We start from the raw sequence: 15,214 nt of genomic DNA on the forward strand, positions 1-15,214 counted from the left end.
ACAGTATGTCATTATTTGATCACAAAATCACAGAACTGAAACAAATGATACATAAAAAAGAAATCAAGATTTCCGATCTTGTTGATGAATCTTACAAACGGATCGCATCCGTGGATGATAAGGTGCAGGCGTTTTTACAGCTTGATGAAGAAAGAGCCCGCGCTTACGCGAAAGAACTTGACGAAGCGGTTGACGGACGGTCTGAACACGGTCTTCTCTTCGGAATGCCGATCGGCGTCAAAGACAACATCGTGACCAAAGGGCTTCGCACAACATGCTCAAGCAAAATCCTCGAAAACTTCGATCCGATTTACGATGCGACGGTTGTGGAGCGCCTTCAAGCCGCTGAAGCCGTAACGATCGGAAAGCTGAATATGGACGAGTTCGCGATGGGTTCTTCTACTGAAAACTCCGCGTACAAAGCGACGAAAAACCCTTGGAATCTCGATACGGTTCCCGGCGGATCAAGCGGCGGTTCCGCAGCTGCGGTTGCCGCGGGCGAAGTGCCGTTTTCACTCGGATCTGATACGGGCGGCTCCATCCGCCAGCCGGCTTCTTTCTGCGGCGTCGTCGGATTAAAGCCTACATACGGACGCGTGTCGCGTTACGGTTTGGTCGCTTTTGCGTCTTCACTGGACCAGATCGGGCCGATCACAAGAACCGTAGAAGATAACGCATTCCTGCTTCAGGCGATTTCAGGCCCGGACAAAATGGACTCTACGAGCGCCAATGTCGAAGTGCCGGACTTTCTTTCTTCATTAACTGGCGATATTAAAGGCTTAAAAATCGCCGTACCGAAAGAATATCTCGGAGAAGGCGTCGGCAAAGAAGCGAAAGAATCGGTTTTAGCCGCTTTAAAAGTGCTTGAAGACCTCGGAGCGACATGGGAAGAAGTATCTCTGCCGCACAGCAAATACGCGCTTGCGACGTATTATCTGCTGTCTTCTTCCGAAGCGTCTGCAAACCTTGCGCGCTTTGACGGCATCCGCTACGGCTACCGCTCAGACAATGCGGACAACCTGATCGACCTTTATAAACAAACACGCTCTGAAGGATTCGGCAATGAAGTGAAGCGCCGCATCATGCTCGGCACCTTCGCGCTCAGCTCCGGCTACTATGACGCGTATTACAAAAAAGCGCAAAAAGTGCGCACGCTTATTAAGAAAGATTTTGAAGACGTATTTGAGAAATACGATGTCATCGTCGGACCGACAACGCCGACACCGGCATTCAAAATCGGCGAAAAAACCAGCGATCCGCTCACAATGTACGCCAACGATATTTTAACGATCCCTGTCAACCTCGCGGGTGTGCCGGGAATCAGCGTGCCGTGCGGATTTGCGGACGGACTGCCGCTCGGACTGCAAATCATCGGAAAACACTTCGATGAAGGCACTGTATACCGCGTCGCTCATGCTTTTGAGCAGGCAACAGATCATCATAAAGCGAAACCTGAACTGTAAGGGGTGAAATGAAGTGAACTTTGAAACGGTAATCGGACTTGAAGTCCATGTGGAATTAAAAACAAAATCTAAAATTTTCTCAAGCTCACCGACGCCATTCGGCGCGGAAGCGAATACCCAAACGAGCGTCATCGACCTTGGCTATCCCGGCGTGCTGCCCGTTTTGAACAAAGAAGCGGTCGAATTCGCGATGAAAGCCGCAATGGCTTTGAACTGCGAAATCGCAACGGATACGAAGTTTGACCGGAAAAACTATTTCTATCCCGACAACCCGAAGGCATATCAAATTTCTCAATTTGACAAGCCGATCGGCGAAAACGGATGGATCGAAATCGAAGTCGGCGGAAAAACGAAAAAAATCGGCATTACCCGTCTTCATCTTGAAGAAGATGCGGGAAAACTGACGCATACGGGCGACGGCTATTCCCTCGTTGACTTCAACCGCCAGGGCACGCCGCTTGTCGAGATTGTATCTGAGCCGGATATCCGCACACCGGAGGAAGCTTACGCATATCTCGAAAAGCTGAAATCAATTATCCAATACACAGGTGTTTCCGACTGTAAAATGGAAGAAGGTTCACTGCGCTGTGACGCCAACATTTCCCTCCGTCCGATCGGCCAGGAGAAATTCGGCACAAAAACGGAGCTGAAAAACCTGAACTCCTTCGCGTTCGTGCAAAAAGGACTTGAGCATGAAGAAAAACGCCAAGAGCAGGTGCTTCTGTCAGGCGGAGTCATTCAGCAGGAGACGCGCCGTTACGATGAAGCGACGAAAAAAACCATTTTGATGCGTGTCAAAGAAGGTTCGGACGACTATCGCTATTTCCCTGAGCCTGACCTTGTAGAGCTCTACATTGATGACGAATGGAAAGAACGCGTAAGAGCAACCATTCCTGAGCTTCCGGACGAGCGCCGCAAGCGTTATATCGAAGAGCTCGGCCTGCCTGCTTATGACGCAATGGTTCTGACGCTGACGAAAGAAATGGCTGATTTCTTCGAAGAAACGGTCAATAAAGGCGCAGAAGCCAAGCAGGCATCAAACTGGCTGATGGGTGAAGTCTCAGCTTACCTGAACGCCGAACAAAAAGAGCTTGAGGATGTCGCACTGACTCCTGAAGGCCTTGCCGGCATGATTAAGCTGATTGAAAAAGGAACCATCTCGTCCAAAATCGCGAAGAAAGTCTTTAAAGAATTAATTGAAAAAGGCGGCGACGCAGAAAAAATCGTCAAAGAAAAAGGCCTCGTGCAGATTTCTGACGAAAGCGTGCTTCTGAAGCTGGTAACAGATGCGCTTGACAGCAACCCGCAGTCAATTGAAGACTTCAAAAACGGAAAAGACCGCGCGATCGGCTTCCTTGTCGGGCAGATTATGAAAGCCTCCAAAGGACAGGCCAACCCGCCGATGGTCAACAAAATCTTACTTGAAGAAATCAAAAAACGATAAAAAAAAGCAGCCGCCTCTAAGGGCGCTGCTGACACGGAGACCGGTAAGCGCCGGTCTCTTTTTTTTATAAGATGAAATAGGTTTCAATGGAAGCCCGCAGCGTTTCAATCTGTTCAGTTCCGCTGCCTGCCAAGTTGGACAGCATTCCTTTAATAATTGGTTTTCGCGGCTCTTCCTTTGCGCATTCCTCTTCAATGACTTCAAGCGATACGAGGACGTCCTCAGGCAGCCCCTGCTGTGCTTTTATCTTCTGAATATCCGCAAGCAGTCTTTCTCTGTCCGCCGCGGGCTGAGTGAAGATATCCTCAGGCAGCAGCGGATCGGGATTGTCTCTTATCAGTCCCGTAATCAGATCATCGATTCTGGCAATCAGAAAGGCCGCCACGTTTTCCGTCCGGAATGCCGTATGTTCATTAAAAATCAAGAAATGAATATAGGAGCTCACAATTCCTTGCGCCATAACGGACGCATCCGCTAAAAACGGTGTGACGGCATCTCCGTAAACGGAGAGCAACGCATCCCGATACAGCATGTTAAATTGAATATTGGCCTCATGAAAATACTGTTTGACCTTTTGATTTTCAGGAATGACCTTTTCGCTCAGCAAGAGAATGATAAAGTCCTTGTGTTCCATAAATTCCTGGAATTGATATGCGATTTGTTTTCGGAATACGTCCTTAGGCGGTTTATGCTGATGTTCTGTTTTGATTTTCTTTATTTCTTCCATAGACATGCCGATGTAATACTCACATGCTGAGAGCAAAAGGTCTTCTTTTGATTTGAAATGGAGATAGAAGGCCCCTTTTGAAATTCCGCATTCACCGGCGATTTCCTGAATGGTTGTTGAAGAAAACCCTTTTTTGGCAAATAAATGGATGCCTGTTTTTATGATTTTCTCTTTTTTTTCGTTCATGACGTGCTTCCCCTTAATCCTGAAAAATTTAGAAAAATTTACTGCCTTATTAGTTGACGATGTTGAGTTATACCGTTTAGTATTATATAGAATGACCAGTCAGTCAATAAAAATTAACGGAGGACATGATGAACCACATTATTAACTTTGTACTGAAGAACAAATTCGCAGTTTGGCTGATGACGATTATCGTTACTGTAGCAGGGCTGTATGCCGGTATGAATATGAAGCAGGAATCCATACCGGACGTCAACATGCCTTACCTTTCAGTAAATACGACTTATCCCGGAGCTGCTCCGAGTCAAGTTGCGGATGACGTGACAAAACCGATCGAGCAGGCGGTCCAGAATTTAGAAGGAGTGAGCGTCGTAACGTCCACATCCTCTGAAAACGTCTCATCGGTTATGATTGAATATGATTACAGCAAGGATATGGACAAGGCGAAAACCGAAGTCGCTGAAGCGCTGGACAGTGTCAGCCTTCCTGACGACGCGAAAAAACCTGACATTTCCCGTTACAGCCTCAACTCTTTCCCGATTTTGACGCTCAGTGTGACAAGCGGTAAAAGCTCGCTTGAAGACCTGACCAAAAATGTGGAAAACACTCTCGTTCCTAAGCTTGAAGGCATTCAGGGCGTTGCGTCCGTGCAAGTTTCCGGACAGCAGGAAGAGCAGGTGGAATTCTCTTTCAAAGACAAAAAAATGAAAGAGTACGGACTTGATGAAGATACCGTCAAGAAAGTGATCCAAGGCTCTGACGTCAATACGCCGCTTGGATTGTACACATTCGGCAACAAAGAAAAATCAGTTGTCGTTAACGGAGATATTACGTCAATTAAAGATCTGAAAGATATGAGAATTCCGGTCACATCTTCTTCTGCCGCTCAAGGTCAAGCGGGCGGAGCCGGTGCGGCATCTGCGGCGGACGCTCAGGCTATGCAGCAGGCACAGCAAAGCGCGTCAGCAGGGGTGCCGACAGTCAAGCTTTCTGACATTGCCGACATTAAAGATGTGAAAAAAGCTGAATCCATTTCCCGCACGAACGGAAAGGACAGCATCGGAATTAATATCGTAAAAGCCAATGACGCCAACACGGTAGAAGTGGCCGATGCGATTAAAGATGAACTGAATCAATACAAAAAAGACCATAAAGGGTTCAAGTACAGCTCGACTCTTGATATGGCAGAGCCGATTACAGAGTCGGTGGATACGATGTTAAGCAAAGCGATTTTCGGCGCGATTTTTGCGGTCGTGATCATTCTCTTATTCTTAAGAGATATTAAATCAACGATGATTTCTATCGTTTCCATCCCGCTGTCACTGCTGATTGCGCTTCTTGTGCTGAATCAGCTTGATGTCACATTGAACATAATGACGCTCGGTGCGATGACGGTCGCCATCGGACGGGTAGTCGACGACTCGATAGTCGTGATCGAAAACATTTACCGCCGCATGAGGCTGAAAGATGAACCTTTACGCGGGAAGCAATTGGTGCGTGAAGCGACGAAAGAAATGTTTAAACCGATCATGTCATCAACGATCGTAACCATTGCCGTATTCCTGCCGCTTGCCATGGTCGGCGGACAGATCGGCGAACTGTTTATGCCGTTTGCATTAACAATCGTCTTCGCGCTTGCCGCATCGCTGTTGATTTCGATCACACTGGTGCCGATGCTTGCGCACAGCTTATTCAAAAAATCGCTCACAGGCGCGCCTGTTAAAGCGAAAGAGCATAAGCCGGGCAGATTGGCCAATTTCTATAAAAAAGTGCTGCATTGGTCATTAAGACATAAATGGATTACATCTATCATCGCGGTTCTGATGCTTGTCGGCAGTTTGTTCCTCGTACCTCTGATCGGCGCGAGCTACCTGCCTGCGCAAGCGGACAAAACGATGCAGCTCACATATACGCCTGAACCGGGCGAAACGAAAAGCGAAGCTGAAAAAGCTGCGCAAAAAGCGGAAGACATGCTGCTTAAACGCAAACATGTCGATACCGTTCAGTATTCATTAGGCTCGCAAAGTCCGCTCGGCGGAAGCTCAAACGGCGCATTGTTCTACGTGAAATACGAGGATGACACGCCTGATTTTGACAAAGAAAAAGACAATGTCTTAAAAGAAATCAAAAAAACATCCAGCCGCGGCGAATGGAAATCACAAAATTTCAGCTCGTCAGGCAACAACAACGAATTAACGTACTATGTGTACGGAGATTCAGAGTCTGATATTAAAGGCACGGTCAAAGACATCGAAGGCATCATGAAAAAGCAGAAGGATCTGAAAGACGTCAACTCAGGCCTTTCCAGCACATATGATGAGTACACGTTCGTCGCTGACCAGGAGAAACTCAGCAAGCAGGGCCTGACGGCTTCGCAAATCTCCCAAGCCCTGATGTCCCAAACGTCACAGTCTCCTTTGACAACGGTGAAAAAGGACGGCAAAGAGCTTGATGTGAACATCAAAACAGAAAAAGACCAGTATAAGAGTGTAAAAGAATTAGAGGATAAAACCATCACATCGCCTGCAGGCCAAGAAGTAAAAATCGGCGATGTGGCGAAAGTGAAAAACGGCACGACATCCGATACCATTTCCAAACGCGACGGCAAAGTGTACGCTGACGTAACGGCAACCGTCACTTCTGACAACGTCACGAAGGTGTCATCAGCCGTTCAAAAGAAAGTTGACAAACTGGATCACCCGGACAATGTATCGATTGATACCGGCGGTGTATCAGCGGATATTGCTGATTCCTTTACGAAACTCGGCTTAGCGATGCTTGCCGCAATCGCCATCGTATACCTCGTTCTTGTGATCACGTTCGGCGGAGCATTAGCGCCGTTTGCGATTCTGTTCTCGCTTCCGTTTACAGTCATCGGCGCATTAGCCGGCCTGTATGTATCCGGAGAGACGATCAGTCTGAATGCCATGATCGGTATGCTGATGCTGATCGGAATCGTCGTCACAAACGCGATTGTCTTAATTGACCGCGTCATCCATAAAGAAGCGGAAGGCTTATCGACGAGAGAAGCGCTCCTGGAAGCCGGCTCTACGAGATTGCGTCCGATTCTGATGACGGCGATCGCGACAATCGGCGCCCTGCTTCCATTGGCATTGGGCTTCGAAGGCGGCAGCCAGGTCATTTCTAAAGGACTCGGTGTCACTGTTATCGGCGGTTTAATCAGTTCGACTCTGCTTACCCTGCTGATTGTGCCGATCGTATATGAAGTATTAGCGAAATTCCGTAAGAAAAAACCTGGAACGGAAGAAGAGTAAGACAGCGGGCCTTGGCTCCTTAAACGGAGCCGGGGCCTTTTTTCTTCTGGCAATTCCTGTACATATTGTTGCGATTTTCTCAAGTCATAGTATAATTAAAGGTTGTTAGTGTTAATAATGGATCGGATACTCTTAAGTAGGATGATGAGATAATGAAACGTGCACGCATAATATACAATCCGACTTCAGGACGGGAGCTTTTTAAGAAAAATCTTGCCCAGGTCCTGCAAAAATTTGAACAAGCCGGTTATGAAACCTCCACCCATGCCACCACATGCGCGGGGGATGCCACCAACGCCGCAAAAGAAGCCGCTTTGCGGGAGTTTGACCTGATTATCGCAGCCGGCGGAGACGGAACGATTAATGAAGTCGTCAACGGCCTTGCACCGTTAGACAAACGCCCGACACTCGGCATCATTCCGGTCGGCACGACAAATGACTTCGCCAGAGCGCTGGGCATTCCGAGAGAGAATATACTGAATGCCGCTGATACCGTCATTAACGGCGTAGCCCGCCCGATCGACATCGGACAGGTGAACGGTCAGTATTTTATCAACATCGCCGGCGGAGGCCGTCTGACGGAGCTGACGTATGATGTGCCAAGCAAACTGAAAACGATGCTCGGCCAGCTTGCTTATTATTTAAAGGGAATGGAAATGCTGCCTTCACTTCGACCGACAGAAGTCGAGATTGAATATGACGGCAAGCTGTTTCAAGGCGAAATTATGCTGTTTTTAGTGACGCTGACCAACTCGGTCGGCGGATTCGAGAAGCTGGCCCCTGATTCCAGCCTGAATGACGGCATGTTTGATTTGATTATTTTGAAAAAAGCCAATCTCGCGGAGTTTATCAGAGTCGCGAGCATGGCGCTCAGAGGCGATCATATTAACGATCAGCACATTATTTACACAAAAGCGAACCGTGTGAAAGTCAATGTATCAGAAAAGATGCAGCTGAACCTGGACGGCGAATACGGCGGCATGCTGCCGGGCGAATTCGTGAACCTGTACCGGCATATTCACGTCATCATGCCGAAGGAGAAAGCGGAACAGCTGGATGATTAATACGCGGACAAAATCCTAAAACAGTATTCGTTTTAGGATTTTGTCATCTTTTCAGCGTGATCGGAAACCTTTGAAGGCTGACATTGAATTTGAAGGTTTTCCAGCACGCTGAAACAAGGCTATTGGTAAAACTAGAGGTGATTATAGATGAAAATGAAACCCCCGATAGAAAAAAATGAATACTATGATGTGACATTTGAGGATTTGACGCACGAAGGAGCGGGCGTCGCAAAGGTTCAGGGCTTCCCGATTTTCGTGCCGAACGCCCTGCCTGAGGAAAAAGCGCAAATCAAAGTGACACGCGTCAAAAAAGGCTTCGCTTTCGGCCGCTTGATTGAACTGAAAGAAGAAAGCCCGCACAGAACGGATGCCCCGTGTCCGATCTACAAGCAATGCGGAGGCTGCCAGCTTCAGCACATGACCTATGAAGGCCAGCTCTTGTTTAAACAGAAACAAGTCAAAGACGTCTTAGAACGGATCGGCAAGCTGAACCTTTCAAAAGTCATCGTGCATCCGACGCTCGGCATGGAAGACCCGTGGAACTACAGAAACAAAGCGCAGGTGCCGGTAGGAGAACGGGAAGGCGGACTCGTCGCCGGATTCTATCAGCAAAGAAGCCATGACATCATCGATATGAGCGCCTGCCTGATCCAGCAATCCAAAAACGACGAAGCCGTCCAAGCCGTCAAAGACATTTGCTCCTCATACGGCGTTAAAGCCTACAACGAAGAACGCCACAAAGGCTGGCTCCGCCATATCATGGTCAGATACGGCGTCGTCACGGGCGAAATGATGATTGTCTTCATCACAAGAACAAGCGATTTTCCGCAAAAAGCGAAAATCATCGAAGACATCACAACGCAATTCCCGCACGTCAAATCCATCGTGCAGAACATCAACCCAAATAAAACAAACGTGATCTTTGGGAACGAAACAAACGTCATCTGGGGCGAAGAATACATCTACGACCTCATCGGAGACGTCAAATTCGCCATCTCCGCCAGATCGTTCTATCAGGTCAACCCGGAACAGACAAAAGTGCTCTACGACAAAGCGCTTGAGTACGCGGAGCTGCAAGGGGAAGAAACCGTCATCGACGCCTACTGCGGCATCGGAACGATTTCTCTATTTCTGGCGAAGCAGGCGAAGAAAGTATACGGCGTCGAAATCGTGCCGGAAGCCATCGAGGATGCAAAACGCAACGCTGAGCTGAACGGCATCACAAACGCAGAATTCGCAGTCGGAGAAGCGGAAACCGTCATTCCGAAATGGTATGAAGAAGGCATCACGGCCGACACCCTCGTCGTCGACCCGCCAAGAAAAGGCTGCGACGAAGCCCTCCTGCGCACAATCATCGACATGAAACCGAAGCGAGTGGTGTACGTATCCTGCAATCCAGGAACGCTTGCAAGAGATTTGCGGGTGCTTGAGGATGGCGGGTATCAGACGCTCGAAGTGCAGCCTGTGGATATGTTCCCGCATACGAATCATGTGGAGTGTGTGGCTGTGCTGGAATTAAGAGAAGGCAACTAACCCTTAGGGATGGTTGCCTTTTTTTAATCCGCATTTTTTTTTGCATTCAGGACGAACTCGTGACATGAGAGGAGTACCAGAAGATGTTTGGTTAACACCTATAATATAGCTTTCTATACATCTCTTTATGTAATATTCACTCTAGAGGGGCAGCTTTTTTAATACACTTTCATATCTTGTTTTTTCTCCTTACTAATCATTACTTTTTCTAAATAACTCTTAAGAAATACATTATCTATCCTGTCTGGAATGTAACCCAGACGTTTATTTAGTATATTCTCTATGATATACATTTTCTTTGTGTAATATTGGTAACTATCCGTTGCGATTTGAACACTTTCTGATTCATTTCCCTTTTCTGATTCAAGTCGAGATTTATATAGCTGATCATACTTCTGTTTGCGTATTTTTCTTGAGAGCCGCAGTAAATGAAATAATTCAATTGTTGGCAGAGTCATTAGTTCTGGTGTAGACTTATCCAAATCTAATTCAGAAGTATGCTCACGATATTCTATGATTTCCCGTTTGCCATCTCTCTGAACATTATGTATGTACATTAAGCAAAAACTACAGTAATACTGATTATCCTTTTGAATTGAAGTTGCACAATAAGGGCATGTTTCCATTACGTTCTCCTTTCTGAATATTCTAAGATAATATGTATTTCGGTTACAAACAAGAATTTTAAATAGTATTAGAGGTTCTTAACCAATAAAAACCCTTTTTATGATAAAGGGTTTATTGATTACAGCATGTATAAGTTTCATGCAAAATCAATAAGTAATCCCTATGTATAGAAAATCCACCGAGCCTAAACCCAATAACAAAACGCGAAAATAATAAATTATATCGTTATAATTATTTATAAAAAGATAATAAAGTTGGATAAAAATGAGGAAAATCCTGGCGGGAATGACGATATAAAGTTAGTGAACAACGGTATAGAATCTTACTTTTCGAGGTGAACAGAATGGGAGAAGAACAAGACATTATTACAGTAACGGATCTTCGTAAAAAATATGGATCATTTGAAGCAGTGAAAGGGGTATCCTTTTCTGTCAAACGCGGCGAGCTGTTTGCATTTCTGGGAACGAACGGTGCAGGGAAATCGACCACTATCGATATTCTCTGTACGCTGATTAAAAAGACATCCGGAAAAGTGGTAATAGACGGTTATACGCTTGGTGAGGGGAAAGAGAATAATCATATCCGCAAAAAGATCGGAGTCGTTTTCCAAGAGAGCATTTTGGATGAACGATTGACCGTTTATGAAAATATCATGAACCGCGGACAATATTATCATTTAAGCAAGGCACAAGTGCAAGAGAACTATCAGTTTGTAACAGACTATTTAAAATTGGATGATATTAAGGAGAAAAAATACAGCGATTTGTCAGGCGGACAAAGGAGAAGAGCGGATATTGCCCGTGCCATCATCCATAAACCGACTATATTATTTTTAGATGAGCCTACTACAGGTCTTGATCCGCAAACGAGAGTTTTTGTTTGGAATGCGATTAAAAGGCTGCAGGAAGAAACAAACATGACGATCTTTTTAACGACCCATTACATGGAGGAGGCCGCTGTGGCTGATAACGTTGTGGTCATCAAAGAAGGACGTCTGATCGCAGAGGGTACACCGAGTCAGCTGAAAGATCAATATGCGTTTGACAGTCTGCATATGATGTTTAAGCAAGGCGTTGATCCGACTGCATGGTTTGAAAATAAACAACTGGATTTTACGGTTAAAAACTCTATTTATTCCCTTCGTGTAGAGTCCACTCTCCAAGCGTTTGACATTTTGAAAGGTCTTGAAGGAAAAATCGAATCTTTCGAGGTGATTAAAGGGAATATGGATGATGTGTTTATCCATATTATCGAAGAACAAGGAAGCAGTTTGCCAGTAAAGGGGAGCATTGCATAAATGAAGTCTTTATCCAGTTTAATCAGCAGAAATATAAAAATATACTTCCGTGATCGAACGCTTTTGCTTCTTTCTTTGCTGTCAGTATTTATCGTCATTCTGTTATATGCCGTGTTCTTACAGCAGACACAGCTGGACGCCATTAAGGCCTTGGTCGGTTCGACAGATGATTCCAAAGCAATGGTGAACGAATGGATGGTGGCGGGATTGCTGTCCATTACAGCTGTGACAACGACTTTAGGCGCTTTCGGAATTATGGTGAAAGATAAAGAAAGCAAGAGAACGTATGACTTTTTAACAGCTCCTTTATCAAGGGCGACCATCCAATTGAGCTATGTCATTCATTCATTTGTCATCGGCTTGATCTTTTCTTTCATCGCCTTTTTAGGCTGTGAAATTTTTCTCGTTTCAACAGGCAGCAAACTTTTAAGCGGAACAGATATACTTGAAGTATTGGGGATCATTATTCTTTCAGTTGCACTGTCAAGTTCCATAAATTTATTTTTAACGCTGTTTATTCATACACAAAATGCATTTTCGACGTTAAGTACGATTGTCGGAACAGCCATCGGTTTTTTATGCGGAGTATATGTGCCGATCGGCGGCGTACCGGTGTTTGTGCAGAAGATTATTATGTACTTCCCTATCAGCCACACCGCCGTTCTGTTCAGAAAAGCGTTTATGACAGACTCAGTTGATAAGGTATTTAAACATGCTTCCGCAACCCAAATACAGGAATATGAAAAGCATTACGGGATCGTCTACAAGTTAAACGGCCATTTTATCAGTACGGCTGCAAGCTTGTGGATCATTGTCATTACAGCCATCATATTTACCGTCATATCTATTTTCATATTTAAAAAACAAAATAAATGACCTCTTCAGACGATACATAACGATGTAACAGGCAGCATCCGTTTACTGGATGCTGTCTGTTTTGTTTATCATTATTCTTTTTGTGGGCTCAATTCTTAATTCCTCAAAGAGTTCTCAGATTTCTCTTGTGTTGAAGATATCTTTATTTACACTGTATCGGGCAGATATATCTTGTGAATAAATAAGTTGATGTTTTTCTGGTGTCGTGAAGTGAAAGAGGACCATGGTAGAGTCACTTCTGCATAAAGATATATTTTTGTCCATTCACAAGGTATGATGTCATTTAATTTCTTACTAATAAGCTGGTACAGATCTTGCATTTTCCAACCTTTTCACCTTCAATCGTCGAGAAATCCTAGTTATAAAAAATAGCCCAGCAGAGAAGCGCTGGGCCATTATTGATTTATAGACCGAAGTAGCTTATTACAAATTCTTTATCGTCCTCATCTTCAGGCAAAATCCCCAAGTTTTGATATTCCCATACCACTTGCCGTTGTGTTCCGTTTAGGTCTGAGGCGATGACATCGGTGTAATCGTAGTCAATTGAGAATTTACCGCTTCGTTCGAGATGTAAAGTGAGGTTTGTCCATAAGTCCTCGTTGTTTGTTTTAAATTCATCCCGTAACTCTTCAAAGTAATCATGCAATTCATATAGAAGTTCGTCATATATATCTTCATCAACGTTAAAGTGTTCTGGAATATCATGTGAATATATATATTCCTGATTTTGTGGAGTAGTAAAGAAGAAGTAAACTTCTGAAGAATCATCTAAAATTTCGGCATAAAGAGCAACCTTCTCCCACTCAGAGGGGATAATTTCATTTATTTGCTCAGCGATTTTTTGATATAGTATTCCCATCTTTTCAGTTTCCACAATATCAGAATCCTTTTTAATTTTTTAGCCGCTTGAAAGCTTATTATATGTTTAGATACTCTTCTATGAATTTTCTATCTTCCTCATCAGCTGGCAGTATGCCGAGATTTTGATATTTCCAAACATCTCGTCTTTGAAGGTCATCAAGTTCAGAGGATAAAACATCATCATAATTATAATCAATTGAAAACTTTCCGGTGTTTTCTAATTTTAAAGTGAGATTTGTCCAAATATCTTGATTGCCTAGTTTAAATTCTTCTTTTAGTTCTTCAAATAGCTCTTGAAGTTCAATCAGCAGTTGATCGTAAATCTCTTCGCTCACATCAAAATGTTCAGGTATATTATGAGAAAATAAATAATCACTGTTATTTGGTGTTGTAAAATAAAAGTATATATCCGCTGAGTCATCAAGTATTTCAGCATATAAAACGATCTTTTCCCAATTGAGATGGAATCATTTCATTTAGATGTTCAGCAATCTTTTGATATAGTTCATCCATTGATGATCCTCTACCTTTGAATTGTTGATGGCATTATTTAATATTTAGATAATCCTTAACAAATTCTTTGTCCTCTTCGTCTTCAGGGAAAATCCCCAAGTTATTGAACTCCCAAATCATTTGCCTTTCGTATTCGTCCAAATCAGATTCAATAACATCTTCATAATCATAATCAATTGAGAACGTTCCATCGTTTTCAAGATTCAGTGTCAAATTTGTCCATGCTTCAGGATTATTTTCTTTAAATTCATTGTGTAACTGTTTAAATAACTCTTGAAGATCTAATAATAGTTCTGTATAAATTTTTTTACTAACTTGAAATTGTTCTGGAATGTCGTGAGAGTATATATATTCATCGTTTTCTGGTGTTTGAAAGAAAAAATACACTTCTCTAGAGCCGTCTAATATTTCTGCATAAAGAACAACTTTGTTCCATTCGGAAGGGATCATATCATTAATTTGTTCTGCTATCTTTTGATATAGAACTTCCATCTTTTTTGTTTCCATTAGATTAACCCCCTGGTTTATTTTCTATAGTAACTTGTCTCGCTCTACGATTACCTATCTTATATTCAACATTAAATAATACAGGTCTTAGTGAATCTCCCTGATAAACGGGTTCTATATTAACTTTTACTTGCTTAGGAGGTTTTCCGTTTAATGCCTTTGACCACACTTGCTCCATTTTGTACCATTTCCCGCCGCTCCTATTAATCTGAGAATTCATCGGCACGATGTTGTCGAACTGGCCTGAGCCCTTGAATTGAGTAGCGATTAGGTGGCCTCCGTCGTCATCTGTCAGACGGTCTGGTTTACCTGCTTTTGACTGCGCATATTGGTTGCGTTTTGCTTCTCCCAGCTGCAAGTCTGCTTTGACACTTGTAATTCTACCATAGTTGTCAGTAGTGTACGTGTAGCCTTCTTTTGTTTTGTAGATGACATTCGGCTTCAATACTTTCTTTCTGGTCCATTTCGCAAAATGCTCAACGTATTTGACTCTACTGGCGAAGCCCGGTCTTCTTCTTCCCTTAGAGGAAGTTCCGTACGGTTTCGGTGTGTAAGGTACTCCTTTGGCAGTACCACGCATGGAGTGGGCGATAGTGGAGAATAACCTCCAGTTATAGTTAGTACTTTGTCTGTGAGAGAACGCCCCTCCTTTTGTTTATCTATGGATATTTATAGTTTTTTAGGTTTTACATGCAAACAAAAAAGGCCTCTGAAAAAAAGAGAGCCTTCTTCTAGGGGACTGACCCCATAAGATGAGACAAATAAAAACACCTTCAAGTTTGAATACGGATGATTGTTATCCGAAATTAGACTTGGAGGTGTTTTTTCTATGGGGACAAGAGTA

General features: G+C 44.0%; 11 protein-coding genes and 3 pseudogenes. 7 read left to right on the top strand and 7 right to left on the bottom strand.

Features of this window, described 5'->3' with window-relative positions; genetic code table 11:
• Nucleotides 1-5 precede the first annotated feature (5 nt).
• Nucleotides 6-1,463, top strand: a complete 1,458-nt coding sequence (gene gatA / locus V7728_RS19025; RefSeq protein WP_007408915.1) for an Asp-tRNA(Asn)/Glu-tRNA(Gln) amidotransferase subunit GatA — start codon at nt 6-8, stop codon at nt 1,461-1,463.
• Between the two features lie 13 nt (nt 1,464-1,476).
• Nucleotides 1,477-2,907: an Asp-tRNA(Asn)/Glu-tRNA(Gln) amidotransferase subunit GatB gene (gene gatB, locus V7728_RS19030; protein ID WP_003155730.1), complete on the top strand. Its 1,431-nt coding sequence runs from the start codon at nt 1,477-1,479 to the stop codon at nt 2,905-2,907.
• A 64-nt stretch (nt 2,908-2,971) separates the two neighbouring features.
• Here the strand turns inward: gatB and V7728_RS19035 are convergent, their stop codons facing one another.
• A complete protein-coding gene (locus tag V7728_RS19035) occupies nt 2,972-3,820 on the bottom strand; it encodes a TetR/AcrR family transcriptional regulator (protein WP_099566472.1) in 849 nt (282 codons plus the stop codon).
• A gap of 128 nt (nt 3,821-3,948) precedes the next feature.
• Between V7728_RS19035 and V7728_RS19040 the strand changes: the two genes are divergently transcribed.
• From V7728_RS19040 to rlmD, 3 genes are all read left to right on the top strand, one after another.
• Nucleotides 3,949-7,092, top strand: coding sequence for an efflux RND transporter permease subunit (locus tag V7728_RS19040; protein WP_043021030.1), 3,144 nt, complete (start codon nt 3,949-3,951; stop codon nt 7,090-7,092).
• A 152-nt stretch (nt 7,093-7,244) separates the two neighbouring features.
• Nucleotides 7,245-8,156 carry a diacylglycerol kinase gene (locus V7728_RS19045; RefSeq protein ID WP_015239327.1) on the top strand — a complete coding sequence of 304 codons (912 nt, stop codon included), beginning with the start codon at nt 7,245-7,247 and terminating at the stop codon, nt 8,154-8,156.
• A gap of 147 nt (nt 8,157-8,303) precedes the next feature.
• Nucleotides 8,304-9,689, top strand: coding sequence for a 23S rRNA (uracil(1939)-C(5))-methyltransferase RlmD (rlmD, locus tag V7728_RS19050; RefSeq protein ID WP_099566473.1), 1,386 nt, complete (start codon nt 8,304-8,306; stop codon nt 9,687-9,689).
• 158 nt (nt 9,690-9,847) lie between these two features.
• Here the strand turns inward: rlmD and V7728_RS19055 are convergent, their stop codons facing one another.
• Nucleotides 9,848-10,315: a hypothetical protein gene (locus V7728_RS19055; RefSeq protein WP_042634937.1), complete on the bottom strand. Its 468-nt coding sequence runs from the start codon at nt 10,313-10,315 to the stop codon at nt 9,848-9,850.
• Nucleotides 10,316-10,659: 344 nt separating this feature from the next.
• On the opposite strand from V7728_RS19055, the gene V7728_RS19060 reads away from it, so the two are divergent.
• Together V7728_RS19060 and V7728_RS19065 are read left to right on the top strand one after the other, a co-directional pair.
• Nucleotides 10,660-11,613 carry an ABC transporter ATP-binding protein gene (locus V7728_RS19060; RefSeq protein WP_003155721.1) on the top strand — a complete coding sequence of 318 codons (954 nt, stop codon included), beginning with the start codon at nt 10,660-10,662 and terminating at the stop codon, nt 11,611-11,613.
• On the top strand, nt 11,614-12,489 hold the full coding sequence (locus V7728_RS19065; protein ID WP_099566474.1) for an ABC transporter permease: 876 nt from the start codon (nt 11,614-11,616) through the stop codon (nt 12,487-12,489).
• Between the two features lie 117 nt (nt 12,490-12,606).
• Here V7728_RS19065 and V7728_RS19070 read toward each other — a convergent pair.
• From V7728_RS19070 to V7728_RS19090, 5 genes and pseudogenes are all read right to left on the bottom strand, one after another.
• Nucleotides 12,607-12,809, bottom strand: a pseudogene (locus V7728_RS19070) (TIGR01741 family protein); the annotation flags it as partial.
• A gap of 83 nt (nt 12,810-12,892) precedes the next feature.
• The gene (locus tag V7728_RS19075; RefSeq protein ID WP_082999068.1) at nt 12,893-13,363 is read right to left on the bottom strand and encodes an antitoxin YezG family protein; all 471 of its coding nucleotides are present in this window, start codon (nt 13,361-13,363) and stop codon (nt 12,893-12,895) included.
• 43 nt (nt 13,364-13,406) lie between these two features.
• Nucleotides 13,407-13,863 (bottom strand): annotated as a pseudogene (locus tag V7728_RS19080) (immunity protein YezG family protein).
• A 33-nt stretch (nt 13,864-13,896) separates the two neighbouring features.
• Nucleotides 13,897-14,370 carry an antitoxin YezG family protein gene (locus V7728_RS19085; protein ID WP_082999069.1) on the bottom strand — a complete coding sequence of 158 codons (474 nt, stop codon included), beginning with the start codon at nt 14,368-14,370 and terminating at the stop codon, nt 13,897-13,899.
• Nucleotides 14,371-14,374: 4 nt separating this feature from the next.
• Nucleotides 14,375-14,917 (bottom strand): annotated as a pseudogene (locus V7728_RS19090) (DNA/RNA non-specific endonuclease); the annotation flags it as partial.
• Nucleotides 14,918-15,214: the final 297 nt, after the last annotated feature.

This window comes from Bacillus sp. JHAA (assembly GCF_036961585.1).
Taxonomy (GTDB): domain Bacteria; phylum Bacillota; class Bacilli; order Bacillales; family Bacillaceae; genus Bacillus; species Bacillus velezensis.